This is a genomic window from Frankia sp. CcI49 (genome assembly GCF_001983215.1).
GTDB classification, from domain to species: Bacteria; Actinomycetota; Actinomycetes; order Frankiales; family Frankiaceae; genus Parafrankia; species Parafrankia irregularis.
This window is the reverse complement of record NZ_MOWP01000009.1, coordinates 61,027-87,823: the sequence shown is the minus strand read 5'-3', so window position 1 is coordinate 87,823 and position 26,797 is coordinate 61,027. Positions and strand designations below refer to the sequence as shown.

The following is a 26,797-nucleotide window of genomic DNA, read 5'->3' as shown; positions in this document are numbered from 1 at the left end:
CGCCGACTGCTGCGACGACGGCGACCGACGCCGATGACGGAGCGACGCTTCGGGCTCATGCGGTTCCTGCCTGAGGCTGGAAAGGCCGGCCGAGGGCGGTGGCTACCGCGCCACGGGCGGCCGCCGCGCGCAGCCCGGTGAGCTTGTGCATCCGCCGTCGTGCCTGGCTGACCTGGCTGGCTCGGTCCTGGCCCCGTCCTGGTTTGCCCCTGACCCCAACAGTCACCCATCGCCCGTTTCGTGGCGTTCACCTGGAGTTATCTGGCTGGAGACCTCCCGGTGAACTTGGGCGCGCTTTCTCTCGGGAGGCAGGAAGCGAAAAGGACCCCGACTCGTAACAAATGGATCGGCCTGTATTGGCGTGTTTCATAGCTGACTCACAGGCGAGCCAAAGGCTAGCGCCAGCCTCCTCGGCAACGCTGGCGCCATGATGCTGGACGATGTCGAGTCGCGGCCACTTTCGGGCGTGACCTCAGGGCCTGCGACCGCAGGCACCGACGCGACAGGCCCGGATGTCGAGATCGTCATTCCGGTCTACAACGAAGAGAACGATCTTGGACCCAGCGTCCGCAGGCTGCACGCCTTTCTGGGGCAGTCCTTCCCGTTCAGCACCGTCATCACGATCGCGGACAACGCCAGCACCGACGGGACCTGGGCGTGCGCGTCCAGGCTCGCCCAGGAGCTGACCGACGTCCGGGCCGTCCACCTGGAGCAGAAGGGCCGCGGTCGGGCGCTGCGGCAGGTCTGGCTGGCCAGCACCGCCCGCGTCGTCGCCTACATGGACGTCGACCTGTCGACCGATCTCGGCGGGCTGCTGCCGCTGGTGGCGCCGCTGATCTCCGGGCATTCGGACCTGGCGATCGGGTCCCGGCTGGCGCGCGGGTCGCGGGTGGTGCGCGGGCCCAAGCGTGAGGTGATCTCCCGGTGCTACAACCTGCTGCTACGCACGACACTGCGCGCCAGCTTCTCGGACGCGCAGTGCGGCTTCAAGGCGATGCGGACCGAGGCCGCCCACCGTCTGCTGCCCCTGGTGCTGGACACCGCCTGGTTCTTCGACACCGAGCTGCTGGTGCTGGCCGAACGCTGCGGCCTGCGGATCCACGAGGTCCCGGTGGACTGGGTGGACGACCCCGACAGCAGGGTCGACATCGTCGCGACCGCGCTCGCCGACCTGCGCGGCGTGGCGCGGGTGGGCCGGGCCCTGGCAACCGGCCGGCTACCCATCGGTCAGCTGCGCGCCCAGCTCGGCCGCGCGCCGCTGACGTCTGATCTGCCGGAGGTTCCGCCCCGGCTGGTCCGGCAGCTCGTCCGGTTCGTGGCCATCGGCGTCGCGAGCACGGTCGCCTACCTGATCGTGTTCGTCCTGCTGCGCGGGTGGCTCGGCCCGCAGGCCGCGAACCTTCTCGCGCTGCTCCTCACCGCGGTCGCCAACACCGCCGCCAACCGCCGGCTGACGTTCGGCGTCCGCGGTGTCGGCGCCCGGAGCCACGTCGAGGGCCTGGTGATCTTCGCGGTCGGGCTGGCCCTGACCAGCGGCGCGCTCGCCGGCCTGCACACCCTCGCCGACGAACCGGGCCGCGGGGTCGAGCTCGCGGTGCTCGTCATCGCGAACCTGGTGGTCACGGTGCTGCGCTTCGTCGCCTTCCGCGTCTGGGTCTTCCACCCGCGCCGCGACGGGACGCCCGGAAAGGTCGTGTCCTCGCCCAGGCCCGCCGTCGTGCCCGCTCCGTCTCCGCCCACGTCGCCGCGAACGCCTCCGGCGTCCGCTGCCGCCCAGCCCCAGCCCCAGGCCCGTAACCGGAACCCGGAAAAGGATCGATGAAAGTCAACAGAGATGCCGAGGCGCCGCGCTCCGACGCGCCGCATTCCGACGCGCCGTTTTCCGGTGAGCAGCGTTCCGGTGAGCAGGCCGAGGTCATCCCGCCGCCGGTGCAGCGCGGTCCGGAGGACGAGGACGTCCGGGAGGCGGAGCAACCGACCCAGCCCGGTGCCCGGCCCTCGGGTGCGGGGCACCGGGCGGGTGGTGCGGCCGCGGGTGGGCGGTTCGCCCGGCTGGTCCGCGGCCGGCCGGACGACCCACGCTGGGTGCGCCCGGCGCTGCTGGCGCTGCTCGCCGCCACCGCTGTGCTCTACCTGTGGGACCTGGGCGCCTCGGGCAACGCGAACAGCTTCTACGCGGCGGCCGTCCAGGCCGGCACGCTGAGCTGGAAGGCGATGTTCTTCGGGTCGCTGGACTCGTCGAACTTCATCACCGTGGACAAACCTCCGGCCTCGCTGTGGATGATGGCGCTGTCCGGACGCATCTTCGGTTTCTCCAGCTGGAGCATGCTCGTCCCGAACGCGCTGTGCGGGGTCGCGACGGTCGGGCTCCTGTACGCCACCGTCCGCCGGGTCGCCGGTCCGGTGGCCGGCCTGCTGGCCGGGGTGCTGTGCGCGCTCACCCCGGTCGCGGTGCTGATGTTCCGCTTCAACAACCCGGACGCCCTGCTCGTGCTGCTGCTGGTCGTCGGCGCCTACGCGGTCACCCGCGCGCTGGAGGCCGCGTCCTGGCGGTGGCTGGTCGCCGCCGGTGTGGCCGTCGGCTTCGCCTTCCTGACCAAGATGATGCAGGCGTTCCTGGTGGTTCCCGCCTTCGGGCTGGCGTACCTGATCGCCGCGCCGACCGGCTGGTGGCGCCGCGTCGGCGGGGTGCTCGCCGGCGTCGGCGGCATCCTGGTCGGGGCCGGCTGGTGGGTGCTCGCCACCGACCTGTGGCCGAAGAGCTCGCGACCCTACATCGGCGGCTCCGAGGACAACAGCGTGCTCGGCCTGGCGTTCGGCTACAACGGCCTGGGCCGGATCTTCGGTGAGAGCAACGGCCCGGGCGGCGGTGGCGGCGGCCGAGGCAACCTCCCCGGTGGCCAGGCCGCGCTTACCGAGATCGAGCAGTACTTCAGCGCGAACGGCGGCCCGCCGGGAGGCGGCGAGTTCACGATGAACGGCCCCGGTGGGGGTGGCGGCTTCGGCGGCGCCACCGGCCTCGACCGGATGTTCGGCGACAACTTCGGCGACCAGATCTCCTGGCTGCTGCCGGCCGCGCTCGTCCTGCTGGTCGGCGGTCTGTGGGCGACCCGGCGGGCGCCGCGCACCGACCGCGCCCGCGCCGGGCTGGTGCTGTGGGGCGTCTGGATGCTGGTGACCGGCCTGACCTTCAGCTATATGGAGGGCATCGTCCACGAGTACTACTCGGTGGCGCTTGCCCCCGCCATCGCCGGCACCATCGCGATCGGGCTGCATGAGCTCTGGCGCGCCCGCGGCGAGATCATCTCCCGGGTGTTCCTGGCGGCGGGCATCGCGGCCGCCTCGATCTGGCCGTACGTCCTGCTCGGGCGGAACGACGACTGGCAGGGCTGGCTGCGGCTGCCGGTGCTCGTCGCCGGCCTGGTGGGGGCGGTCGCGGTACTCGCGGGCCCGCATCTGGTCCGGGTCGGGGCGGTCGCCGCGGTCGCAAGCCAGCGCGTGATCCGCAGGACGGTGGTCGCGCTCGCCGTGGTCGTCGCGTTCGGCGCGCTGGCCGCCCCGGCGGGCTACGCGCTGGAGACCGCCTCACAGCCGCATACCGGTTCGATCCCCCTGGCAGGCCCCTCCGGCGGCGGCATGGGTGGCTTCGGACGCACGGGCGGCGGGCCGGGCATCGTGGAGGCGAACGGCGGTCAGGGCTTCCCAGGCGGCGGTCAGGGCTTCCCCGGAGGCGGTCAGGGCTTCCCGGGCGGCGGCACGACCGGGAACGGCGGCACGACCGGGAACGGCGGAACGGGCGCGGACGGCGGCATGCGCGGCGGGGGCATGGGCGAGGACGTCAGCGACGAGCTGGGCAAACTCCTCTCCGAGGGCGCCGAGGGCTACCRCTGGGTCGCCGCGACGAGCACCTCGCAGTCGGCCGCGTCGATGGAGCTCGCCAGCGGGGGCAGCCCGGTGGTGGCGATGGGCGGCTGGTCCGGCAGCGATCCGGCGATCACGCTGGAGCAGTTCAAGCAGTACGTCAACGACGGCGAGATCCACTACTTCATCGCCGGTGGCATGGGTGGCGGCATGTTCACCAACACCGCGACCAGCGGCACCGGCGAAACCGCGCAGTCCGTAGGCACCGGAGGCACCGGAGGCACCCAGTCCGGGACCAACGGCGGCACGCAGTCCGGGGCTGGTGACCAGAACACCGGCGGCGACGCGGCGACGGGCACCGGCGGTCTGCCCGACTTCGGCGGCGGGGGCGGGGGCGGCGGCTTCGGCGGCAACAGTGAGATCTCGACGTGGGTCACCGAGAACTTCACCGCGCTGACCGTGGGCGGCCAGACCGTCTACGACCTCACCAAGCCGGTGAACAGCTAGAAACGAGCAGGTCCAAACCCGTAGGTCCTCTCTCCATGCCTGACCGTGGAGAGAGGACCTACCCTGGTCGGATCCGGGGAGTCCGGGCAGACCTGATCTCGCGATGGCCGGTACCGCGACGTCAGCCGCTGGCTAGACTCGGTCACGATGCGCCTGATGCTGCTCCGACACGGCCAAACCCCTTCCAACGTCGCCGGTGCCCTCGATACAGGGCTGCCGGGTGCCGGGCTGACCGCGCTCGGTCACGCGCAGGCACGGGCACTGCCCGATGCGCTCAGCGGGAAGCCGATCTCGGCGATCTACACCTCGCTCCTGGTCCGCACCCAGCTCACAGCGGCCCCTCTTGCCAACGCATGCGGCCTGCTGGCCAAGGTCGAGCAGGGCATCGAGGAGATCGCCGCCGGCGACCTTGAGCTGCGCAGCGACAAGGAAGCCGTCACGACCTACCTCGACGTCATCAGTGACTGGATCCACGGCGATCTGGACCGCACGATGCCGGGTGGGCACGACGGTCGCCGGTTCGTCGCCGGATACGACACCGCGGTCACGAACATCGCGGCCGCGCATGACGATCACGACACCGTCCTGCTCGTCAGCCATGGTGCCGCGATCCGGGCCTGGGTCGGTATACGGGTCGGTGGCGTCGGTTCCGTCGAGGATCGGTGGCTCTCGAACACCGGGATGGTCACGATCGAAGGCGATCCCGCGGCTGGCTGGAACCTGGTTCAGTGGCACGGCGAGCCGCTGGGTGGGTCCGCTGTTCCTGACGTCGCCGCGCAGGATGTCACCGGTGCCCCGGTGCGCGAGGCCGTCGCCGAGAACCGCGCAGCCGGGTAGCCTGCCCGCGCCCGGCATCGGCCTCGCGGCCCGTGTCCACTCGCCGCCTGGCCATCCCCCGGGGATCCGGCACAGCCAAAGTCCGAAGCTCGCGATTTTGTTGCATGTTCCAGAACGACCAAAATCCCCGACGCTTCCGACTCGCCCTGCCGGGAGTCGCCTGGACGACGGCTTGTTGACGACTCCGCAGACGGCTGCGACGCTTGACCCGGCTCAGCGAGCCTTCGCCATCTCACGGTCCACGGTCAGGGATTCCGCGAGTCCGTGTCGATGATGAAAAGGGCTCGGCCGTCGAGACAGCGGTAGAACGCTGGGATGTGAGTCACCGGGCCGGCGTCGCAGGATCCGCGCGTTACCGTGCCGGTGGTTGACACCACAACGTTGTACCGCCCGACCGGCGCGGAGCCATCTTCAACCTGGCTCCCTGCGGAAGGTCGACAGAAAATGAACATTGCATTCGTGGGCGACGTCCACGGTTGTGTGCTGCATGCGCTGGGTGCGGCGGTGCTTCTCCAGGAACGGCGCGGAATCAGGCTCGGCGCCGTGATCCAGGTCGGGGATCTGGGCGCCTATCCGTCGGCGGACCGGCTCGACGAGCCCAGCCGCCGTTTCGGGCGGGATCATCCCGCCCAGGGCGACTTCCTCCGGCTGCTGGATCCATCGCCGTCGCTCGCCGAAGGCGTGCGGCTCGCGCTCGAACGCATCCCCTCGGTGCTGTTCGTCAGCGGCAACCACGAGGACCACGACTGGCTGGCCTCGCTGCACGAGGCGGCCGCGGGCGCGGCGGTCGTGCCGGTGGACCCGCTGGGCGCCTACCACCACGTGGCCTGCGGGAGCGTGGTGACGGTCGCCGGAGCAAGAGTGGCGTTCCTCGGGCTGATCGAGTCCGCCGGGAAGATGGATCTGGACGAAGTCGCCTACGCCCGGCTCGTCGACACTGCGCCGGGCACCGTGGACGTCCTGGTCACCCACGACGGCCCGTACGGGATGTCACGCGACCGGCGCGGGAGCGTGCAGGGCTCGCCGAAGCTCTCCCGGCTCATCGAGCACCTGCGGCCACGGCTGCATGTCGGCGGCCACTACCACCATTCCGGCGAGCCGCGGCACTACGGCCCGACGACCTCCTACGTGCTCCACCAGCTGGTGCGGCCCAAGGCCACCCGATGGGATCCGAACCCGGTCAACCCCGAGCAGCGGGTGACGGCCGGCAGCATCGGTCTGTTCGACACCGAGACCGGCGGCTTCACCTACGTCCGCGACGAGTGGCTGACCGAGGTGAGCGGAGACGCACTCGACCTCGCCGGGCTCGTCGCCGCCACGCCCCGCTGATCGGCGGGCACGCCGTTCTCCGGCCGGGCGGCGTTCTCCAGCCGGGCGACCTGGTGCAGGTAGCCGAAGGCCTGCCGATAGGTGCTCAGCAGGGACGTGTGCGTGTACGGAATCTCGTTGGCCCGGCAGAAGTCCCGCACCAGCGGCCGCACCCGGCGCAGCGACCTGCGGGGCATGCTCGGGAAGAGGTGGTGCTCGATCTGGTGGTTGAGGCCGCCGAACAGATAGTCGACCACGCGCCCACCGTCGACGTTGCGCGCCGTGGCCGCCTGCCGCCACACGAAGTCCGTCCGCGGGCTGCCGTGGACGATCGGCATGCCCTTGTGGTTCGGCGCGACCACCAGCGCGAAATAGGTGCCGAACACACCCTGCTGCACCAGGACGAAGACGACCGCGTGTACCGGGTCGAGCACGGCCGCCACGAGTCCGGCGTACCCCAGCGCGAACAGCGCCAGCGCGAGGCACTCGGGCCCGCGATGACGACCGCCGCCCCGCACCAGGAACTGCACGCTTTTCACATGCAGCACGAATGCCTGCAGGGGAAGGGCGATGCAGATGACCGCCACCTGGTGGCGGACGACCAGTCGGGCGATCCGGCCGCGCCGCCGCGCCGGCTTCGGATAGAACGAGACCATCTTGTTGTCGATATCCGGGTCGAGCCCCACATGATTCGGGTTGAGGTGGTGGCGCCGATGCTTGTCGACCCACCAGCCGAAACTCAGCCCGATCGCGAGATTCGCGGCCAGAATGCCGAGGGCGTCGTTCCCACGCCGGGAGCGGAACACCTGGCGGTGCCCCGCGTCATGCCCGAGGAAACCGATGTGCGTGAACGCGATCCCCAGCCAGGCGGCGACGAGCACCTGCCACCACGAACGGCCGACCAGCACGAAGGCGGCCCACCCTCCGACGAGCAGCGTCAGGTCGGCGGCGATGCGCCCGGCGTAGTACCTCGGGTCGCGCTGTAGATACCCCGCGTCCCGCACGAGGGTCAGCAGCTCGGAGCCGCGGGCCCGGTCCGGTGGCGCCGCGAGGGTGCCCACCGGTCTGATCTCGATGAACGTGGACATCGACACGCCCCTTTGCGACCCCGGCCGTCGAGGAGACGGGCTCCACGAAGCTCGGCGTGCCGTGAGTGTGACAGCCGGGTGGGATGGCCGAAATGCGCGCACGCCGGGTTCGTCTGGAATCCGAGAATCTCGTCGCCCAGGGTTCCACCGGCGGCCACCAGCACCACAGCTGGGCTTTCCACCGGCATCCGGCGTGCTGCGACGCGAGGCCTCGGCCGGACGGACCTTCTCAATGTCGATTTCCCGGTAACGGGCGACCTGTCCGGCGTAGGCGGCGTGCGGGACGGACGCTGAGGCCGGTGGGCCGCACGCGTGCTGTCACCCCGCCCGGTTCGGAGTTCGCCGGTTCCGGCTCTCGCCGGAGCTGATCCTGCCGGCTGCACGGTGAGACATCCCGGTCACGCGGCGAGCCATGATGGTAACCGGGAGTTTGCGATCATATGCCCTGAGTGGCGGCTTCCACGGGGCGCGACCAACTCAACACCCCGCAACTGAGTCCTCTAGTTTGCAGCTGCGAATCATAGGCAACTACTGTTCAGTTGCAGGTCGACCGAGGGGAGCAGGATCCGTGGGAAGCGTCCCTACCGACCCGATGGCCGCGTGCCTGCCGGTGGCGATCGAGATCATGACCGCGTACACCGACTCAGCCGACGACCCCGCCTTCTTCTGGGAGAGCGTCCAGCGGGTGATGGCCGACGGCGCGCAGCGCACCAACCCGGCAGCGGCCATGGCCGAGCTCGTGCTCGGGCTGGCGACGCTGTGCGGCATCGCCCTGAACGACCTCGCCGACCGCTCCGGATCGGACGTGGCCACCCGCGACGTCCTGCGCGCGATCCAGCGCACGTACGTCTCCGGCGCCGCCGGTCCCGCCCGGCCAGCCGGCCCGGCCGAGAGCAGCTGAGAACGGCCGAGAGCAGCTGAAAACGGCTGAGAGCAGCTGAGACGGCGAGGCGACTGCTCGCCCACGAACCGCACCTCGGCGCGGTCCGCGCACAGCGGGCCGCCAACCACACACCCACCACCAACCAGTGAAGGACGACCAGGTGAGCGTCTACACCCTGCCCGATCTGCAGTACGACTACGCCGCGCTGGAGCCGACGATCAGCGGCCAGATCATCGAGCTGCACCACGACAAGCACCACGCGACCTACGTCGCCGGCGCGAACACCACCCTCGACAAGCTCGCCGAAGCCCGCGACTCCGGCGACTTCGGCGACTTCGGCGACTTCGGCGCCATCGTCGGCCTGGAGAAGACCCTCGCGTTCAACGTCTCCGGCCACATCCTGCACTCGATCTACTGGCAGAACCTCTCCCCCGACGGCGGCGACAAGCCCGACGGCGCCCTCGGCGACGCGATCACCGAGTCCTTCGGCTCCTTCGACAGCTTCAAGGCCCAGCTCACCGCCGTCACCACCACCGTCCAGGGCTCCGGCTGGGGCATCCTCGCCTACGACCAGCTCTCCGGACGTCTCCTCGTCGAGCAGGTCTACGACCACCAGAGCAACATCGGCATCGGCAACACCACGCTGCTCGCCTTCGACGCCTGGGAGCACGCCTGGTACCTGCAGTACAAGAACGTCAAGGCCGACTACGTCACCGCCCTGTGGGACATCGTCAACTGGGCCGACGTCGCCGCCCGCTACACCGCCGCCAAGCAGATCACCTCGGTCTGACGCGGCGCGGTCCGCGCAGGCTCCGCGCACACCACCCGGCCGGCCGGGACGGCACCCAGCCACCTGGCCGGCGGGGTGGCCCGCCATCCGCCACCGCAGACGCCACCGGCGGCGAGGCGCCGGGCACCCTTCCCGACGCCCGCGGAGCACCGGGACCGAACTGGTATCCGAGCTGGTATGCAGACCGGTGTCCGGCCGTTGCGCAGGTCAGCCGCGCAGTGCGTCCACCAGCGCCCCGAGCTCGTCGTCGCGCACGGTGCCGGACAGACCGATCTGCACCCGGTCGACCAGCCCGCCGTAGCGGCGGGCCACCTCACCCGGAAGATCCTCGGGCGCGCCGACGATGGCGAACGCGGCCAGGACCTCGTCGTCGATGGCGTCGCCCATCTTGTCCCACGCGCCGAGCTTGGACAGCCGGGTGAGCTCCTCACCGAGTTCGCCCCAGCCGTGATGGTCCAGCACGGGCCGGTAGGCAGGCGTCGAGGCGTAGAAGGCGATGGTGGCGCGGGCGCCCCGGGAGCTGGCCGCGACCTCGGCGTCATCATGCCCGAGCGCCGTGAAGATCGGGACGCTGACCTCCATCCCGCCACGGGAGCGCCCGGCCCGGTCAAGCCCACGCTGGAGGTTGGCGAGCGTGACGTCACGCAGGTAGGCCGGCGTGGTGAACCCGTGCGCGAGGTAGCCGTCGGCGACCTCGCCGGCGACCGCCGTCATCGCCGGTCCCACGCCGGCGAGATAGATCTCCGGGTCGCCGTGCTCGCTGGGGCCATGGTTGAACATCGGGGTCATCAGCGTGTGCTGGTAGAACTCGCCTTCGAACCGCAGTGGGCCGCCGGTCTGCCAGGAGGCCCAGATCGCCCGAAGAGCCTGTACGTACTCCCTCATCCGCGCCGCCGGGCTGGACCAGGGCATCGAGAACCGCCGGACGATGTGCGGCCGGATCTGGCTGCCGAGCCCGAGCACGAACCGGCCGTGGGACTGGCGGTGCAGGTCCGCCGCCGTGACCGCGACGGTCATCGGGCTCCGTGCGAATGCCACCGCGATACCGGTTCCCAGCGAGATCCTCGTGGTCGCCGCGGCCGCCAGCGTCATGGGCAGGAACGGGTCGTGCGCCACCTCGGCGGAGATCATCCGGTCGAATCCGCATTCCTCCGCGCGCAGCGCGGTCCTGGCGGCATCAGCCAGATCGCACTGGGTGATCGCGTCAACCTTCATCGATGTTCCCTCCCGCTGGTGGTTCGCCGGACGCATGGCGATGCCCGTTCTCTACAGTGCTACTACGGTGCGACCTGTGGTGCGCCGGTTCTCCATCGCGTCCAGCCACTCGGGGACCTCGGGGAGCTCGGGGAGCTCGATCGTCCGGCCGACAACGGGGCTCTGAACACGAGCGCCCGTATATCGAGTCGATGTCGTTGAAGTCGAGGCAGAACGCCTCCGTTCTGATGCGAACCTCGCCCGGAGCTGGTTCGCGCACCTTCACGTCCCGCAGCTCAAGCGCGGTCGTCGGCGCGGCGTGCCGGGTCGCGCCCCAGCATTTCGCCACACCAAGTTGATCACACGGGCAGCATAGTGGGATCAGATTGGTATCGTGTTCCCATGGAAGCTGTTGTGGATCAGGCGGGCCGCATCGTGCTGCCCAAGTCCATCCGCGACGCACTGGGCCTGCTCCCCGGCACGAAGGTGGACATCTCGCCTTACGGGGCCGGCGTGCAGGTCGTGCCAGCCGGCAGAACCGCCCGCCTCGTCGAGGAGAACGGGGTGCTCGTGTCCGCCGGCGACACGCCTGTCGACGACGACGTCCTGTTCGGCCTCATCGACGCCACCCGCAGGTGACCATCGCCGTCGACACCAGTGTCGCCGTCCCACTGCTTGTCCGCTCCCATCAGCACCACACGGACGTGGCGCGGTGGTGGGGCGGACAACAGCTCACGCTGAGTGGGCACGCCCTGGCCGAGACCTACTCGGTGCTCACCAGACTCCCGGGTGACGCCCGCCTGTCCGGGCCGGACGCCGCACGCCTGCTTGACGCGAGATTCACGGCACCGCTGGTGCTGAGCGGGCCACCCGCCCAGCAGATCCACACGACCTTGAGCCGACTCGGCATCGTCGGGGGCGCCGTGTATGACGGTCTGGTGGCACTCACCGCCAAAGAGCACGGCCTGGSCCTTGCGACCAGGGACGCACGTGCCCGCGGCACCTATGACGCGGTCGGCGTCAAGGTGATCCTGGTCGGGTGAATCCGTACCGGTGAAGCCCCCGGCCTCCACAACCCCTGAGCTTCTCAGCTCAACTGCGAGGGGTGACGGTGACCGGAGTGGAGAGCCCCGACTCGCCAGAGCTGTTGCTCGCGGTCAACCAGAACTCGTACGTGTGCCCGTTGACCAGCTGCTTCGCCAGGTAGCAGGTTCCGTTGACCGCAAACGGCATCCGCTGTCGGACCTGCCCGGCCGTCACATCACGGTAGTAAAGCGTATACGCGTCAGCACCGGGCGACGCCATCCAGCACAGATTCGCCTCAGCGTTCCGCGGCGTGGCCGCCACCCCTGACGGCGCCGCTGGCACCGGTTTCCTCGGCGTGGCGGCGATCGTCGACGAAAATCCCGACTCGCCGGCACGATTACTTCCAGTCAACCGAAATTCATAGGTGTGGCCGTTGACCAGCTGATCCGCGGTGTAAGAGGGCTTCGGGATCGGAAAGGGCATTCGAATCCAGTCCTGCCCGGCCGTCACATCACGGTGGAAAAGGGTGTAGTTGTCAACACCTGACGTCGCCGCCCAGCGCAGCTGCACGGTCGCATCGCCGGGTTCGGCTCGCAGACCCGAGGGGGCCGGCGGGGCCGACAGCGTCGTGCGCTCAGGCCCGCTCGTCGACCGATCCGGCGCCGTGGACGGGGCCGGAGCCATCGGCTCGACCGTGACCGTGTTGGACGGATCCGACTCGCCGGCACGGTTGCTGCCGGTCAACCGAAATTCATAGGTATGACCGTTGACCAGCTCCTTCGCGGGATAGCAGGGCTTCTCGATCGGAAAAGGCATCCGCATCCAGCCCTGCCCGGCCGTCACATCACGGTGGAAAAGCGTGTAGTTGTCAACATCCGGCGAGGCCACCCAGCACAGATCCGCCGTCGCGTTGCCGGGTTGGGCTCGCAGGCCGGTCGGAGCCGTGGGCACCTCGACCGATGCCGGTCCGCTGGACGCCCCCGGATCGCCTGCGGGCCCGGAGCTCAGCCCGGTCGACGCCGATGCCCCCACCTCGGGCCCGGACTGCGTGGAAGCAACGTCCCGCGCCTGCGTGGTCGCGCCGTCCCGTGCCGTCCAGAACCCCGCCGCCACCGCGACGAGGGCCACGGCCAGGACGGTGAGGCCGGCCCGAAGACCGGTGTCCACGGTGGCCCGCAGCAGCCGCGCACCACCGCGAATCCGGGATCTGACCTGGCGTGACACCCGAATCGAAGCAGGTGGCGCAGCCGGGCCCGAGGCAGTCTCCTTCGATGCGGCCTGGTTCGGGCTGGYCTGCGGGGCATCGACACCCATACCGGTCTCGTTTCTCGGGCCGACGGACCATGGCACATCTGACCGTGCGACCCTAACACCGTTGATCTCCGACTGATCCCGGTTCCGACCGAGATGGCCGGAGCGGGGAGAACCAAACCCCGTTTCACGCAAAGCCGGGCGCACTGACCCTCGATCGACACTAGGGTTGTGCTTTCCAGGGCCAAAGCGCAAAAGGGGATTCGGTGGCAGCGGAAGCCGATCACGCTGTAGGCACCAGGATCGTCGGGCGATACCAGCTGATCGAGCAGATCGGTGCCGGCGGCTATGGAACGGTCTGGCGGGCCGTCGACGAGGTCCTCAACGTCACCGTGGCGGCCAAGCAGCTACGGATTCCCGTGGCGGCATCGGCGGGCCACACCTCGTTGCTGGTCACCCGGGTCATGCGTGAGGCGCGAATGGTGGCGAAGCTTCGCGACCATCCCCATGTCGTCACCGTGCTCGACGTGGTCGAGGAGAACAATCTCCCCTGGATCATCATGGAGTACGTGCCATCGGTGTCGTTGGCCGAGGCGATCCGCACCCGTGGCCCGCTTTCGGCCGACGAGGTCATCCGGATCGGCGCCGCCGTGCTGGACGCACTCGTCGCGGCGCACCAGCGCGGGATCAGCCATCGGGACGTCAAGCCTGCGAACATTCTGATCGGCCACGACGGCCGCATCGTGCTTGTCGATTTCGGCGTCGCCGCCCACTGGTCGGATCCGACGATCACTGACGGTCCGATCGGCACCCTGGCGTATATCGCCCCGGAACAGTTCGCGGGCATCCGCCAGTCCACGGCGGGCGACCTGTTCTCGCTCGGCGCCACGATGTACCACGCGGCCGAGGGAACATCGGCCTTCTCCCGGACGACCCAGGCCGCGACGATCCAGGCCGTCCTCCACGACCGTCCCCAGTTCATCCGGACGCCCGGGTCGCTGGCGGCCGTGATCGAGGGATTCCTCGTCAAGGATCCAGCGGGCCGCCTGACAGGCAGCGCGGCGCTGGCGGCCCTTCGCGGCGCGCTGGCCGCACCACACCGCGAGCGGTCGGAGCATGCGGGTGGGCAGCCGGAGCACGTGGACGAACAGCCAAAGCATGAAGCCGATCCTCGGCCGCTCAGCGGTGATGATCTTCAGGATGGCCTCGCCATCGGCACAGAACCCGTCGAGCTGCGCGAATCGGGGCTGCGGCGGGTACTGGGGGGCGTGCTCGCGGTCGTGGCCCTGGCCGCGGCCGCCGCACCGTGGAGTGTTGCCCTCCTTGGAGATCTCCCGGCCTGGATCGGTGCGCCGGCGGCCGTGTGGTCGTGCTTCTTCGGGTCCTGGGCTGTCATCTTCGGCTACCTCTTCTGCCGGCCCGACCTGCTCCTCATCAGCGGGACGATGCTGCGCTACCGGCGTGACGGCGTGGAGCACGTGCTGACCCGCGGCCAGATCGACGGCGTCCGCGTCCGCGCCGGGCACCTCGAGGTCCTGCTTTCCGACCCGCCCTGCCCGTCAGACTCGCCCGGTTCCGCGTGGCTCCGGCGCTGCCAGGATCGGTCCGAGCCGCCTTACCTCGATCCGAGCGGTGTCCTGGTCCTGTGCGCTCTCGAAGATCTCTCCGGTGGCTCGGCCGAGCAGATCGCGGCCGCAAGCCGCCGGTTCGGCCACGACGAGTTCGCCGCGTCGTCCACAGGACCGGCCCTCCCCGCAGCACCAGCAGCACCAGCAGCGGAGAAGCTGCTCGTCGACACGGGGCTCAGCGCGGGCGTACGGCCCACCAGCCGGCCACGATGATCAGGAGTGTGCCGATCAGGGCCAGCACGCCGGCGACGGCGGCCTCGAAGGCGACGGCGCGCAGTCCACGGGGGTCCTGGGTCGCCGCCGCGGCGGCTGCGACGCACGGCACCACCGCCACCAGCACGCCCATGGGCAGGATGACGGCCTGGGACGGATGCCGCCGCGGCCGGCGTGGCCCCCGCGGCAGGGCCCGCAGGTGGGCGACGGCCGCCAGCGCGACGATGGCCAGCCCTGCCACGCTGCTGGCGTACTGCAGCCAGCCATACCCGGGCAGGCCCCCGTGCTCGGCACGCAACCAGGCGAACTGATGAAAACCCCACCGGTCGCGGTGGGTGAACAGGTCCCAGCCCACATGCGTCAGCCCGCCGACCATCGCGGCCGCGGGAGCCAGCATCCACTGGCGCCGGCTCAGCCGCGCTCGGGGAGCGAGCCGCAGCCGGACGGCATCCGGCGCCAGGTCGACCAGGGCGTCACGCACGAGGTGACTCCACACCAGCAGCACCGCGATGGTCAGCGCCGGGACGACGGTGACGATCCCGAGCAGGCTGTGGGTAAGCCGGTACAGGTCCGCCCAGCGGCCGAAGACCGGCACATCGGGAACCATCGAGCCCACGACCATCGCACTCATCGGCAGACCGAGCCCGCGCAGCGGCAGGACCGCCGCGGGATGGCTCGCAGTGAACGGCACCCAGCCCCCTCAGCACCAGTCGCCCCGAATGTACCGGGCGACCAGTAGGGGAACCCGTCGACTCATGCCTCCAGGACCCATCGGTCCGGTTTACAGCGCCGACGGGGGTCATCTAAAGTGGATGAGCGTCTACTACAGTTGTCCGCGGATGCGCCGGAGGACCCCATGGAGAACGGTGACGTCATCGAGTCCGCCGCGGCCAGCCAGCAGACAGCGGTGGACAAGGCGTTGCTTCTCGTCCGTTCCCTCGCGGGCGAGGGCCGCGAGATCGGTGTGAGCGAACTGGCCCGACGCACCCAGATGACCAAGTCGACGGCCTTTCGCCTGCTGGCGATCCTGCAGCGCAACGAGTTCGTCGAGCGTGTCGGCAGCGACTACCGGCTGAGCCCGCACGTGTCCGACCTGGGATCCTGCGTCTACGGCCCGACCACGTCACTGGTCCACGACAAGCTGCTCCCCTATCTCGTCGATCTCTACGAGCACACCCACGAGACGGTGCATCTCGCCGTGTTGCACGGCGACGAGGTCGCGTACATCAACAAGATCCATGGCCATCGGGCAGCCCGCTCACCATCCAGGATCGGCACTCGGCTGCCTGCCCACTGCACCGGCGTCGGCAAGGCGATGCTCGCCTTCACTCCCGCCACCGCCGAAATCATCTCCAGGACAGCCACGCTGCCGGCCCGTACCGAATATTCCATCTCCGACAGCGGGCTGCTCCGCGCCGAGCTGGGGCGCATCCGCGAGGACGGGATCGCCTACGACCGCCAGGAGGCGGCGCTCGGGCTCTCCTGCGTCGCCGTGCCGGTCATGGGCCTGGCGCGGCAGCCGCTCGCGGCGCTGTCGGTTGCCGGCCCGCATCAGCGGTTCGATCCCGCGAGATATGCGCCGATATTACGCCGGGTGGGATATGAGGCATCTCGTACCATCGCGGCGGCGACGGTGCGCAGAGGCGCTGAAACCGGAGTCGGCCCTAGGACCTAGGTCCAGCTCCTTACAAATACATTCTTCACCGCTCACCCGACCGGCGGCCGGGAACAATGCTTTTCAGGATTCCTCGGCCTGCCCGTGTTCCTCAGCCGGGGCCCAGGACTCCCCCATCCGGCTCCGAACGCCGCCCCCGTGCTGGCGCTGGGTTCCCATGGCGCCCGTGCCGGGCTGGACGCGGGGAACACTTACCACGATGTGTACCAGGCTCTCACCGGACAGCGACTGATACCTGTGCGGCCGGTCACCGGCGTATCGCGCGAAATCTCCCTCGCGCAGCTCGATGGGGCTGTCCACCGGACCGACGCGGACACTTCCAACAATGACGTAGAGGTGTTCGAGTGTGCCCGCCGGATGGAGCTCGGGCTCGCCGCCTTGGCCTTCCGGCACCGGGTGGATGCGCATCAGGTAGTTCTCGATGACCCCGGACCCGTAGACGTGGTCCAACAGGCGGACCTCGTGGCTGTCGTGCCGCTGCCAGACGACGTCGTTCGCCCGCTGCACGGCGACGATCTGCTCGCGTTCGGCAACCAGCCGGGTAACCGGGACGCCGAGCGCGGTAGCGATCGAGAACAGGGTGTCGACGGTCGGGTTGCCGTTGCTCTGCTCCAGCTTCGACAGCGTCTGCTTGGCCAGCCCGGACTGGCGGGCGAGCTCGGCCAGCGAGAGCCCCCGCTGCTGCCTGAGGAGGCGGATGTTGCGCGCGACAACAGCATGACCCGACTCCACGCCTTCACTGTATTGCGGCGTCACCGTTTGCACCTTCGGACTGGCGGTGACGGAAACCACGCGCTGTGACGCCTGGTTTCCGCCGGTCCCGGTAGGCGCGCCGAAGAACGTCGGGCCGCACGGGCCGGTTCCGTGGTCGGCACGACGTCGTGCCGACCACGGAACCGGCCGCGGCGCTGGTCAGGCAGCGCAGTGGTAGCTGCTCGCCACCTTTCGGTCGCCCTGGCCGTTGTAGCGAGCGACCTGGGGGTAGAGGCAGATGTTGCGGGTGATCGTGCCCTCCGTGAGGCTGGTGGTCGAGGAGGTCAGCGTGGCCGGAGCCTGGCCGTTCTCGACCCAGTTCACGAGCGAGGCAAGAACGTTGGTCGGAACGGGCCCGTTCCCGCCGATGCCGCAGTGCCCGACGCCCGGAGCGAGGAAAAGGCGGTAGAAGTCGTTGGTGCTGGCCGCCCCGCCCATGGTGTTCTGCACCCGCTTGTAGTAGTCGACGGTTCCCTGCGGGAAGATCAGCTGATCCGCGAGACCGTGCCAGCTGAGAATCTTGCCGCCCCGGTTCCTGAACGCGGTCAGATCCGGGTCACCGGTCCCGATGATCTCCTTGTACTCGGCCTGGGACTGCCCGATGAGCGACACCAGCTGGGTGGGTGTGACAGCCGCGATGTCGGCCGACGGCTGTTTCAGAAGGAAGTACTTGACCCAGTCCGCGATCAGCGAGTTCGGTGAACCGCTCCGCCGCCCGAGCAGGTCCGAGGTGGTTCCGGCGACCATGTCAATCGCGGCACCCTTCGGAAGCCCGTACCAGACCTGCTGGCCGTCCGCCGACGTCGGCCCTGCCCAGATGCGTCGCACGACCTCGGCGTCCTTGGCGGTGATCGTCTGGAACGTGAGATCACAGAAGATTACTTTGCCGATCAGACTCTTCGGGTCGAATGCGCAGGTCTCCGGCTGGCTGATGAGGCCGCCGGCCACCGTGTCCCCCCCGTTGCAGGCAGCGATCGCCGCATCGGTGAAGACCTTGAACTTGCAGGCACTCGGGTAGGTCTTCAGGTCGTTCATCACGACCTGCGGCCACAGCTCGGACGGGACGAACGTGTCCCAGTTGATCGCCGAGGCCGAGGCCATGATGCCGTCGTAGTCGTCCGGGTACCGCTGGGCTTCCATCATTCCCTGACGGCCCCCGGTCGAGCAGCCGTTCCAGTACGAATAGGACGCCTGCTGGCCGTAGAAGCTCGCGACAATCTGCTTCGCGGCGACCGTCATGTCGTGGATCGACCGGTGGGCGAAGTTGGTGAGCAGTCCGGTGTTGACGGTGCCGTCGGCCTTGAGCGCCCACGCCGTGGGGCTCAGCGGGTTGAAGCCGATACCGGCATCCGTCGCCGCGGCGGCATACCCCTCCTGCACAGCCGAGGGAAGGGTGGAGACATTCGGGCCCAGGCTGAGGTCACCGAGCTGCAAGCTCGCCGCGTAACCACCGCCGCCGGTCCCCTGGAACCGCCCGTTCCACCCGTTGGTCGGCAGCCAGACCGCGACCTGGACCTTGTCGCCGTCGCCGGGGTGGGTCAGGTAGAGCGTGACCTCACAGTGCGCCGGTACATTCAGCAGAAGGTCGGCTCCCTTGTCCGCTGTCGACATCGACTGAATCGTCGCGCCGGAGACGGTGGGCTGCGTGACGTTGCCGCACGCCGTCCCGGTGGCGGCCGATGCCGGGCTGGCCAGCACCGCTCCCTGCACCGCCATCGCCGCCGCGGTACCGACCGCGGCGAGCAGCGCTAACAGGCGTTGTCCCGATTTCTTCATTTTTCTCCCTGTGTTCCGCCCGGCATGGCACCCGCCACCCGGCAATGCCCCCCCTGGGCTTCCGGTTGATCGAGCCCTCCAGCAGCGCCAGCCCACTCTCAGAGCCAGCCGGCTCTCAGAGCCGGTCGCCGCCCGCGCCGGAGGTGAATCCGCGGACGCCGATGCCGCCGTCCGCCTGGATCGCCTGACCGGTGATGGCGCTGCTCTGCGCGCGAGCCGCCAGCAGCACATACGGACCGGTCAGGTCCGCCGGCTCGACGCTGGCGCTGTGGAGCGGGATGGGTGGTGCGGGCGCGTCGGCGGGCCTGCGGTCGAAGGAGGCCGCGAGCGAGCGGTCCGCGAGCGCGAGCGTTTCGGGGCCGCGCAGGTCGGTGCGCATGGCCCCGCACGCCACCCCATTGACCCGCACCTTCGGCGCGAGTTCATAGGCCAGCTCGCGCATCAGGCCAAGGCAGGCGTGTTTGCTCGCCGTGTAGAGCGGGCCGCCGCCGTTGACGTAGAACGAGGCGTTGGACAGCGTCATGACGATGCAGCCGTGTGCTTTGACAAGCTCCCGCCAGGCGGCTTCGGCGGCGAGCAGGTATCCCTTCACGTTGATCGCGAAGATCTCGTCGAAGGCCACGTCGAGCTCGCCGGCTGACAGGCGGGTGAGCTGGCGCTGGTAGTCCCAGACTCCCGCGTTGGCGACGAGGATGTCGAGCCGGCCGAACCGGTCGACGGTCTCGGCGACCGCGCGGTGCAGGTCGGCGCTGGACCGGACGTCGCCGGTCACGGTGTGGACGCGATCCGGGTCGGCCGACTTCCCGCGGACGACGTCGAGCCGGGAGGCATCGCGATCGAAGATCACGACAGCGGCGCCCTCGGCGACGAAACGCTCGGCAACGGCCGCGCCGATCCCGGAGGCACCGCCGGTGATCAGGGCGACGTCCCCCGAAAGCCATCCACTCATGTGGCGGCCCGCAGGAAATCGGTGACCAGGCGCTCGAACTCCCGCGCCCGCTCCAGCTGCACCCAGTGACCGCAGCGGCCGAACACATGCAGCTGGACGTCCCGGATCTGCTTCAGCATGATCTGGGCCCCCTCCAGGGTGATCGTCCGGTCGTCGCGCCCCCACAGCAGCAGCGTCGGCGCGGTGATCCGGTGCAGGTCACGCCACAGCGGATCCATGCCGCCGCGCCTGGCGAACGCCGCGTTGTAAAAGTGGTAGAAGGCGATGTGGCTTTCGTCCAGCGAAGCCTCGTAACGTGCCCGGACGACATCCTCGCCGAATTGACGGTGGTCGAAGACCATTGTCCGGATGAACGCGGCCATCTTCTTTTCGCTGGGGCCGCCGCCCTGGTAGTAGCGGAACATCTCCTTCTGGCCCTCGGTGGGCGTGGGCCCGAACGGGAGCCAGCCGCCGCCGGGTGCCATCAGCACCAGCTTCTCGACCCGGTCGGGGTGCTGCTGCGCGAGCGCGAGGGCAGCGGCTCCGCCAAGGCTGTTGCCGAGCAGGTGGAACCGGTCGACACCCAGCGCGTCGAGTGCCTGGAGCAGCGCGACCGCCGTGATGGCGGTGATGGACCGGGCAGCGAGATCACTCTCGGTGGGCCGATAGCTGCCGCCGAACCCAGGCTGGTCGGGCAGCACCACCCGGAAATGGTCCGTCAGTGCGGGGAGGTTCTGATGGTAGTTGCTCACGCCGGAGGCACCGGGCCCGCCGCCGTGCAGCATGACCAGCACCGGGCCGTCGCCTGCCTCGGCAACGGCGATCTCGCCGAGTGCGGTGGGCACCCGATGCGTCCTCAGCGCGACTTCACTGGCGGTTGTCACGATGGTTCCTTCAACAGGTCGGCGGTGGGATCAGAGATCGAGGAAGCGGAGATCCGCATGCGCGCGGAAATCAGAAGAATGTGCTGATGTTCTTCGCGAGCAGCACGTTCTGATCGAGCAGGACCGCGCGGCGCACGATGACCAGCCCGTCCTCGGTCCGTCGCRGCAGATCGGTGCGCTCACCGGCGAACACGTTCTCCTCGCGCTGGAGCCGGTTGCGGTAGACGAGAAAGTTCGAGCGGGCGACCAACACCGCCTCCGCGGGTCCCAGGCCCGGCTCGGCCAAGCCCGGCTCGGCCAGATCCGGCTGGGCCAGGTCGCCGCCCACGACGGCGTGACGTACCCGAACGTTCGTGATCAGATGCCGGGTCCGTGACGGCGGGTCCTCGGACCAGGCCGAGCCGGATTCGAACCGGCGGATCCGCCACTGCAGGCTGGCCTTCGTCTCGTCGTAGTAGGCGGCCTCGCCACGGGCGGCGACGGAGAGCGCCTGCTGCCTGCGCAGCCGGTCCGTCCGGGTTGGCATCCAGTACACGAGGTCGTCCGCGAGCAGGTCCAGCCATTCCACGAACCGGTGTTCGTCGAGCAGTTCGGCTTCGCGGTAGTAGAGCTGTTCGACCTCGAAATGGGTACCGAGGTCGGCTCGGCGGTCAGCGACGGCCGCATCCGGTGTCGCGACACGGTCGGACGTGGTGCTCACGCCTCATTCGATCCTTTCAGGAGCGGGGCCGGCCAGGTGTCGTGCCGCCCAGCGGCACGGCTGCCCGCGATTCAGCCGCCGCGCAGCAGCCGGCGAAGATTCGTCGACGGGTCGGCCAGCTGGGCGGCGTCGACGGGGATGGCGCCAGCCACCAGCCGGCGCGCGGTGCGCGTGGCGTGGCCGTCGTCGACGGACGCGGCACCGACCACCAGGTTCCCGCGCAGGCCGAACACCGCGAACGGCTCGTCGCCGAAGCACCCGCGCACGACGGTGTGGTCCGCGTCCGCCATCCGGCCGACCACCTCGACATGCCGGCCGTGGCGGTCGCTCCAGAACCAGGGGGTCGGCCGGGCCGGCGCGGGCCGGCCGAGCAGTGTCGCCGCCGCGCACTCCCCGTCAGACCGGGCCGCATCCCAGTGCTCGGCCCGGGTACCGTCCGCGCGAGCGCGGGTCGCGTCACCGACGGCCAGCACCGCGGGGTTGGACGTGCGCTGGCCGGTATCCACCAGCACCCCTCGGTCGACGTCGAGGCCGGCGGCCTCGGCAAGCCCGGTGTCCGAGACCATGCCGACCCCGAGCACGACGAGGTCGACCACCCGCGCCCGCCCCTCGCCGACCAGCGCGGCCTCGACACCGCTGGACGTATGCGTGAGCGTGGCGAGGCCGGCGGCGACGGTGTGGATGCCGCGGGCCCGGTGCTGGTCGTGCAGCCAGGCCGCGAGGTCTGGTCCGACCACGGCGGAAAGCGGTCTCGTCACCGGGTCGGCCAGCACGACCTCGCATCCCAGCCCGGCCAGCGTGGAGGCGACCTCCGCGCCGATCAGACCGGCGCCGACCACCAGGACCCGCCGTGCCGAGGGCAGGGCGTCCCGGAGCCGATCCGCGTCGTCGACGGTGCGCAGCACATGGACGGCGCTGCCGCGCGCGCCAGAGATCGGCAGGGCACCAGAGATCGGCAGGGCACCGGGGATCGGCGGGCGCGCAGCCGAGCCGCCGGTGGCCAGGACGACCCGGTCCGCGGGCAGTTCGGTGCCGTCGGCGAGCTCGACCCGCCCCGACGCGGGCCGCAGCGCCGCGACCCGGGCTCGGGTGATCAGCCGGATCGACTGCGTGTCGTACCATTCGGGCCGCTGCAGGGCGATCTGTTCGAGGCCTCGCTTGCCGGCCAGGTAGTCCTTGCTCAGTGGCGGCCGGTCGTAGGGAAGCCCGCCCGCGTCGACGAGGGTCAGCGAACCGTCGTAGCCGCCGGCACGCAGGGCGGCCACCGTGCTGACGCCGGCGATGCCGCCACCGACGACCACGACCTTGTGCGCCACACCGCTCACGACGCCGGCGCCCCGTTCGGGGGCTCGTTCGGGAAAAGGTACACCTCTCCGTCGCGGACCTCCGTGCGGTGGGCGACGGCATCGCGGGTCGCGGGCAGCCCTTCCACCTTCCCGTCACGCAGGCAGAACCGGCTGGCGTGCAGCGGGCACTCGACGTACCCCTTCTCCACCCAGCCCTCGGCGAGGGAGGCCGTCTCATGGGTGCAGGTGTCGTTGAGCGCCCACACGGTGCCGTCGTCGTCACGCAGCAACGCGATGTCGTCGTCGGTGCCGGTGACGGCACGGTCGATCGCGATGCCCTCGCCCTCGGGAATGTCGTCGAGGGCCGCGACCCGGATGCCCGTCGTGCTCATATGTCCCCCTCGTACCAGGCCGGGGTGTTCATCAGTCGCTGCCAGCGGCGGTAGAACGCGCGGCCGGCGGAATCGCTGTAGAGCTCACTGGTCAGGCCGGGATATCGCCCGTCCTCGCGTTCCGAGCCCAGGCCCATCTGGTAGTTGAGCGGGACGCTGTTGGTGACGAACCCGCGCGAGATGGCCTGCACCTCGCTCCAGTTCTCGCCGTCGTCCTGCTCGAAGACGCCGCTGGGCCCGAAGGTGCGCAGGTTGTAGAGGCGCTGGGCTTCCTTGACGTCGTCGGGCATCGAACGGTCCACCAGCGTCCAGGCCCACACCTCCATCCGGTCGGGGCCCTTCGGATGCCAGACCCGGACACTGCCGTTGACCGGCAGGTACGAGAAGTTGGGGAAGACCGTGGCATGGCCGTTGGTCAGCGGGCCCTCGACCCGCGCGTCCCCGAGGCGGGCCCGGGCCGCGTCGTAGTCGAACCACTGGTGCACCGGCTGGGCGTCGAAACGGTTCCTCGGATGGACCGGGAATCCCGCGCCGTGACCGTTCGGGTCGGCGTACTGGCGGCCGCTGCGATGGACGATCTCGTCCCGGGGGCCTTTTCCCTCCGGCGACAGAAGCATCAACGCCGACGCGTGGCTCATGTTCACGTGGTACCAGTCGGTCGCGAACTGCTCGGCCGCCAGTTTCCAGTTGCCGTCCAGAACCCATTTGTGGACGCCGCCGACGACCTCGGTGCCCGAGCCGTCGTGGTCGAGCATCGCGTCCATGTACCAGGCCATCGTGCCCAGCGCCTCGCTCAGCGACGGCGCCCGCGGATTCCAGGTGCCGAAGATCAGGCCGCGGTGGCTGTCGATGAGCGGGACCTCGACCAGGCCCCAGTCGGCGGTGTCGAAACTCTCCGGGTACCCGGCCTTGTTCGGGACGCTGACCAGGCGGCCGTCGAGATCGAACGACCATCCGTGATAGGTGCAGGTGAAGTTCCGGGTGGTGCCGGCGTCGGCGCGGCACACCCGGGCGCCCCGATGCCGGCAGGAGTTGAGGTAGGCCCGGATCTTCCGGTTCCTGTCCATCGTGACGATGACCGGGTCCTCGCCCATGTAGGTGCCGAAGAAATCACCGGGCCTGCGGAACTGGTCCGTGTGCGCGAGAAACAGCCAGCTGGGTGCGAAGACCCGGCGCAGCTCCTGCTGGTAGATCTGGTGATCCGTGAAGATGGCCCGGTCGACGAGGCCGCCGTCGGCGTCCACCAGCCCGGACGTGTCGATGGTCGAGGCCAGTTCGGGCGGGCGGCTCAGGGGGCCGAACGGAGTCGGGGTGGGCCGACCCGAGCGGCCGGCCAGCTCAGGGCTCGACGTCATAGGAGCTCCTCTCCCGTGTCCGGTGGGGCCGCCACCGTGTTCGCAGGCCTCCTCCTCGTCCAGCCCCGCCGCCCGGGGGCGGGGCATCGGCGTGATCCACGAGGCTGGACGAGGCCGGACCGCGCCCCCGGAGGCCCTGCGGGTGCGGTCACAGCAACCAGGAAACGAGCCGACGCCCGCTTCGGCCAGCACCCGTGCCGCAGGACGGCACGGGTGGTATCCGGCCTGACATCGGCCGATGCATCGTGACGGCATGCTCGCAGCACGCGCCGTCGCGCAAAGCGCCACCGACCCGCTGTCGGGGCTGAAGGTCGGTGATGTTCCCAGGCCCGCGGCCCGACCTGGCTGGTCGGTCGTCCGGGTGGTCGCCTCGTCCCTCAACATGCACGACGTCTGGACCCTGCGCGGGGTGGGCCATCCCGCCGAACGGCTACCGATCATCCTGGGCTGCGACGCGGCCGGCATCGACGAGGACGGGAACGAGGTCATCGTCTACCCGGTGATCGCCGATCCGGATGCCGGCGGCGGCGACGAGACCCTCGATCCGGACCGGGCGCTGCTCTCCGAGCGCCACGACGGCGCGTTCGCGCAGTACCTGACGGTGCCTACCCGCAACCTCGTCCCGAAACCCGGGTGGCTGACCTTCGAGCAGGCGGCGTGCCTGCCGGTCGCCTGGACCACCGCGTACCGGATGCTGTTCACCCAGGCCAGGATCACCGCCGGCGACCGGGTGCTGGTCCAGGGCGCCGGCGGTGGGGTGGCGTCCGCCGCGATCAGCCTCGCCGCCGCGGCCGGAGCGGTCGTCTACGCGACCAGCCGCAGCGAGGACAAACGAGACAAGGCGCTGTCCTGGGGAGCCCGCGGGACGTTCCCCACCGGCGCGAAGCTGCCGGAGAAGGTCGACGTCGTCATCGAGACGGTCGGCGAGGCCACCTGGTCGCACTCACTCCGGTCGCTGCGCCCCGGCGGGACGCTCGTCGTCGCCGGCGCCACCAGCGGCACGAACCCACCGGCCGACCTGGCCCGGGTGTTCTACCTGCAACAACGCATTCTGGGCTCCACCGGCTGCACCCGTCCGGAACTCGTCGCCATGCTGCGGATGATGGACGCCACCGGCGTGCGGCCGGTCATCGACCGGGTCCTGCCCCTTGACGAGATCGACAAGGGCTTCCAGCTCATGCTCGACGGCGAGCTCACCGGAAAGATCGTCATTCACCCACCCGCGCCGCACCTGCAGCCACGAACGAACACGCACGAGTGAAGGGAACCTGATGCCCTGATGCCTGCCGCGCTCGTGGGGATATCCCACTCCCCGCTGATCGGGAAGAACGACCCGGCGCCCGACGTCCTCGCCGCCGTCGACGAGGCGGTGACGGGCGCCCGCGCCTTCATCGGGGCCTTCGCGCCCGACCTGGTGGTCCTCTACGCGCCGGACCACTACAACGGCTTCTTCTACCGCGAGATGCCGCCGTTCTGCCTGGCCACCGAGGCGGGCGCCGTCGGGGACTTCGGCTCCGCGGCGGGGCCCCTCTCCGTCGACGGCGAGGCCGCGCGAGCACTCGCGGACGGAGCGCTCGCCCGGGGCGTCGACCTGACGGTCTCCGCGCGGATGACCGTGGACCACGGGTTCGTCCAGCCGCTGCAGGTGCTCTTCGGCGGCATCGACCAGGTGCCCGTCGTCCCGATCTTCGTCAACGGCGTCGCAGCACCGTTCGGGCCGGTCAGCCGGATCCGCGCCCTGGGGACCGCCATCGGCCTGGCGGCGGCCGACCTTGACCGCCGGGTCCTGTTCATCGGCTCCGGTGGCCTCTCCCACGACCCGCCGGTGCCCATCCTCGCCGGCGCGCCACCGCGGGTCGCCGACGCCCTGATCGAGGGCCATCCACCCACCCCCGAGCAGCGCGCCCGCGGCGAGGAGCGGGTCGTGCAGGCCGGCCGCGCCTACGCCGGCGGATCGACCAGCATGATTGCGATCAACCCGGCCTGGGACGAGCTGGTCCTCGACACCTTCGCCGGCGGCCGGCTTGAGGACGTCGACGCCTGGACCGTCGAATGGATGGGCGCCGAGGGCGGCGGGTCCGGGCATGAGACCCGCGCCTGGATCGCCGCCTTCGCGTCCCTGGCCGCCACCGGCGCGTACTCCATGACATCCCGCTTCTACCGGCCGATCCCGGAGTGGATCGCCGGCTTCGCCGTCGCCACCGCGCTCCCTTCGGGCCAGCGGGACGAGGGGCTCACTGCTCGGCCCGGCGGTCTCCCGCCGAAGCCCTGAGAAGCCTGGCCGGGAGGGCCCGCGGAAGGGTCCGCGGAAATGTTCCGCATCGCGGCACAGCCGCTGGAAGCACACCCCGCAGCCAGCGTCTTATGTCCGCACGCTGCACTGCGGCGGGGGCACGGCAGTCGTCAGCCACGGGGACGACTGAACGTCGGAGACAGGGGGGAGGCGGCGGGCCCGGACATCG

Annotated in this window: 24 protein-coding genes; 12 read left to right on the top strand and 12 right to left on the bottom strand. The window is 70.1% G+C overall.

All coding sequences use genetic code 11. The features are described from left to right. The first annotated feature begins 427 nt into the window (after positions 1 to 427). The 4 genes from CcI49_RS09230 (at position 428) to CcI49_RS09215 (ending at position 6,534) form a co-directional block, all read left to right on the top strand. Positions 428 to 1,822, top strand: coding sequence for a bifunctional glycosyltransferase family 2/GtrA family protein (locus tag CcI49_RS09230; protein ID WP_076825688.1), 1,395 nt, complete (start codon positions 428 to 430; stop codon positions 1,820 to 1,822). Further along, positions 1,819 to 4,368, top strand: coding sequence for a glycosyltransferase family 39 protein (locus tag CcI49_RS09225; protein ID WP_076825686.1), 2,550 nt, complete (start codon positions 1,819 to 1,821; stop codon positions 4,366 to 4,368). The genes CcI49_RS09230 and CcI49_RS09225 overlap by 4 nt, the downstream gene beginning before the upstream one ends. Positions 4,369 to 4,515: 147 nt before the next feature. Next, complete coding sequence (locus CcI49_RS09220) at positions 4,516 to 5,205, top strand: histidine phosphatase family protein (RefSeq protein WP_054570739.1); 690 nt, start codon at positions 4,516 to 4,518, stop codon at positions 5,203 to 5,205. A gap of 444 nt (positions 5,206 to 5,649) precedes the next feature. Next, entirely contained in the window at positions 5,650 to 6,534 is an 885-nt protein-coding gene (locus CcI49_RS09215) for a metallophosphoesterase (protein WP_054570738.1), read from the top strand. On the opposite strand, the gene CcI49_RS09210 is transcribed toward CcI49_RS09215, so the two are convergent. Next, positions 6,453 to 7,601 (bottom strand): acyl-CoA desaturase, encoded by a 1,149-nt coding sequence (locus tag CcI49_RS09210; protein WP_083473891.1) that lies wholly within the window; start codon positions 7,599 to 7,601, stop codon positions 6,453 to 6,455. The genes CcI49_RS09215 and CcI49_RS09210 overlap by 82 nt on opposite strands. A gap of 568 nt (positions 7,602 to 8,169) precedes the next feature. On the opposite strand from CcI49_RS09210, the gene CcI49_RS09205 reads away from it, so the two are divergent. Together CcI49_RS09205 and CcI49_RS09200 are read left to right on the top strand one after the other, a co-directional pair. Continuing rightward, positions 8,170 to 8,502, top strand: coding sequence for a hypothetical protein (locus CcI49_RS09205; RefSeq protein WP_054570736.1), 333 nt, complete (start codon positions 8,170 to 8,172; stop codon positions 8,500 to 8,502). Between the two features lie 142 nt (positions 8,503 to 8,644). Continuing rightward, on the top strand, positions 8,645 to 9,274 hold the full coding sequence (locus tag CcI49_RS09200; protein ID WP_076825934.1) for a superoxide dismutase: 630 nt from the start codon (positions 8,645 to 8,647) through the stop codon (positions 9,272 to 9,274). A 207-nt stretch (positions 9,275 to 9,481) separates the two neighbouring features. Here the strand turns inward: CcI49_RS09200 and CcI49_RS09195 are convergent, their stop codons facing one another. Further along, entirely contained in the window at positions 9,482 to 10,489 is a 1,008-nt protein-coding gene (locus CcI49_RS09195) for a TIGR03617 family F420-dependent LLM class oxidoreductase (RefSeq protein ID WP_076825932.1), read from the bottom strand. Positions 10,490 to 10,870: 381 nt separating this feature from the next. Here CcI49_RS09195 and CcI49_RS09190 point away from each other — a divergent pair, with 381 nt between their 5' ends. Next, the gene (locus tag CcI49_RS09190) at positions 10,871 to 11,107 is read left to right on the top strand and encodes an AbrB/MazE/SpoVT family DNA-binding domain-containing protein (RefSeq protein ID WP_006544239.1); all 237 of its coding nucleotides are present in this window, start codon (positions 10,871 to 10,873) and stop codon (positions 11,105 to 11,107) included. Further along, positions 11,104 to 11,511, top strand: a complete 408-nt coding sequence (locus CcI49_RS09185; protein ID WP_076825684.1) for a type II toxin-antitoxin system VapC family toxin — start codon at positions 11,104 to 11,106, stop codon at positions 11,509 to 11,511. Before CcI49_RS09190 ends, CcI49_RS09185 begins: the two co-directional genes overlap by 4 nt. 49 nt (positions 11,512 to 11,560) lie before the next feature. On the opposite strand, the gene CcI49_RS41990 is transcribed toward CcI49_RS09185, so the two are convergent. Further along, positions 11,561 to 12,382 (bottom strand): fibronectin type III domain-containing protein, encoded by an 822-nt coding sequence (locus CcI49_RS41990; protein WP_158230731.1) that lies wholly within the window; start codon positions 12,380 to 12,382, stop codon positions 11,561 to 11,563. 629 nt (positions 12,383 to 13,011) lie between these two features. Here CcI49_RS41990 and CcI49_RS09175 point away from each other — a divergent pair. Beyond that, on the top strand, positions 13,012 to 14,586 hold the full coding sequence (locus CcI49_RS09175) for a serine/threonine-protein kinase (RefSeq protein ID WP_076825680.1): 1,575 nt from the start codon (positions 13,012 to 13,014) through the stop codon (positions 14,584 to 14,586). Here the strand turns inward: CcI49_RS09175 and CcI49_RS09170 are convergent. Next, entirely contained in the window at positions 14,549 to 15,277 is a 729-nt protein-coding gene (locus CcI49_RS09170) for a DUF4184 family protein (protein WP_054570732.1), read from the bottom strand. The two genes, CcI49_RS09175 and CcI49_RS09170, sit on opposite strands and share 38 nt — an antisense overlap. Before the next feature lie 165 nt (positions 15,278 to 15,442). Here CcI49_RS09170 and CcI49_RS09165 point away from each other — a divergent pair, with 165 nt between their 5' ends. Further along, on the top strand, positions 15,443 to 16,261 hold the full coding sequence (locus CcI49_RS09165; RefSeq protein ID WP_076825679.1) for an IclR family transcriptional regulator: 819 nt from the start codon (positions 15,443 to 15,445) through the stop codon (positions 16,259 to 16,261). 63 nt (positions 16,262 to 16,324) lie between these two features. On the opposite strand, the gene CcI49_RS09160 is transcribed toward CcI49_RS09165, so the two are convergent. From CcI49_RS09160 to CcI49_RS09125, 8 genes are all read right to left on the bottom strand, one after another. Continuing rightward, on the bottom strand, positions 16,325 to 17,017 hold the full coding sequence (locus CcI49_RS09160) for an XRE family transcriptional regulator (protein ID WP_198955480.1): 693 nt from the start codon (positions 17,015 to 17,017) through the stop codon (positions 16,325 to 16,327). Positions 17,018 to 17,173: 156 nt separating this feature from the next. Next, positions 17,174 to 18,790, bottom strand: a complete 1,617-nt coding sequence (locus tag CcI49_RS09155; protein ID WP_054570730.1) for a tannase/feruloyl esterase family alpha/beta hydrolase — start codon at positions 18,788 to 18,790, stop codon at positions 17,174 to 17,176. Between the two features lie 115 nt (positions 18,791 to 18,905). Next, a complete protein-coding gene (hcaB, locus tag CcI49_RS09150; protein WP_076825677.1) occupies positions 18,906 to 19,739 on the bottom strand; it encodes a 3-(cis-5,6-dihydroxycyclohexa-1,3-dien-1-yl)propanoate dehydrogenase in 834 nt (277 codons plus the stop codon). Then, positions 19,736 to 20,563: an alpha/beta fold hydrolase gene (locus tag CcI49_RS09145; protein ID WP_347280110.1), complete on the bottom strand. Its 828-nt coding sequence runs from the start codon at positions 20,561 to 20,563 to the stop codon at positions 19,736 to 19,738. Before CcI49_RS09145 ends, hcaB begins: the two co-directional genes overlap by 4 nt. Positions 20,564 to 20,672: 109 nt before the next feature. Further along, positions 20,673 to 21,302 (bottom strand): aromatic-ring-hydroxylating dioxygenase subunit beta, encoded by a 630-nt coding sequence (locus CcI49_RS09140; RefSeq protein WP_076825675.1) that lies wholly within the window; start codon positions 21,300 to 21,302, stop codon positions 20,673 to 20,675. 71 nt (positions 21,303 to 21,373) lie between these two features. Then, a complete protein-coding gene (locus CcI49_RS09135; protein WP_054570726.1) occupies positions 21,374 to 22,627 on the bottom strand; it encodes an FAD-dependent oxidoreductase in 1,254 nt (417 codons plus the stop codon). Beyond that, complete coding sequence (locus CcI49_RS09130; protein WP_076825673.1) at positions 22,624 to 22,980, bottom strand: non-heme iron oxygenase ferredoxin subunit; 357 nt, start codon at positions 22,978 to 22,980, stop codon at positions 22,624 to 22,626. The genes CcI49_RS09135 and CcI49_RS09130 overlap by 4 nt, the downstream gene beginning before the upstream one ends. Then, positions 22,977 to 24,335 carry an aromatic ring-hydroxylating dioxygenase subunit alpha gene (locus tag CcI49_RS09125; protein WP_076825671.1) on the bottom strand — a complete coding sequence of 453 codons (1,359 nt, stop codon included), beginning with the start codon at positions 24,333 to 24,335 and terminating at the stop codon, positions 22,977 to 22,979. Before CcI49_RS09125 ends, CcI49_RS09130 begins: the two co-directional genes overlap by 4 nt. 253 nt (positions 24,336 to 24,588) lie before the next feature. On the opposite strand from CcI49_RS09125, the gene CcI49_RS09120 reads away from it, so the two are divergent. Together CcI49_RS09120 and CcI49_RS09115 are read left to right on the top strand one after the other, a co-directional pair. Next, positions 24,589 to 25,596, top strand: coding sequence for a quinone oxidoreductase (locus tag CcI49_RS09120; RefSeq protein WP_054570979.1), 1,008 nt, complete (start codon positions 24,589 to 24,591; stop codon positions 25,594 to 25,596). 18 nt (positions 25,597 to 25,614) lie between these two features. Further along, positions 25,615 to 26,607 (top strand): 3-carboxyethylcatechol 2,3-dioxygenase, encoded by a 993-nt coding sequence (locus tag CcI49_RS09115; protein ID WP_054570723.1) that lies wholly within the window; start codon positions 25,615 to 25,617, stop codon positions 26,605 to 26,607. The last annotated feature ends 190 nt before the right edge of the window (positions 26,608 to 26,797 follow it).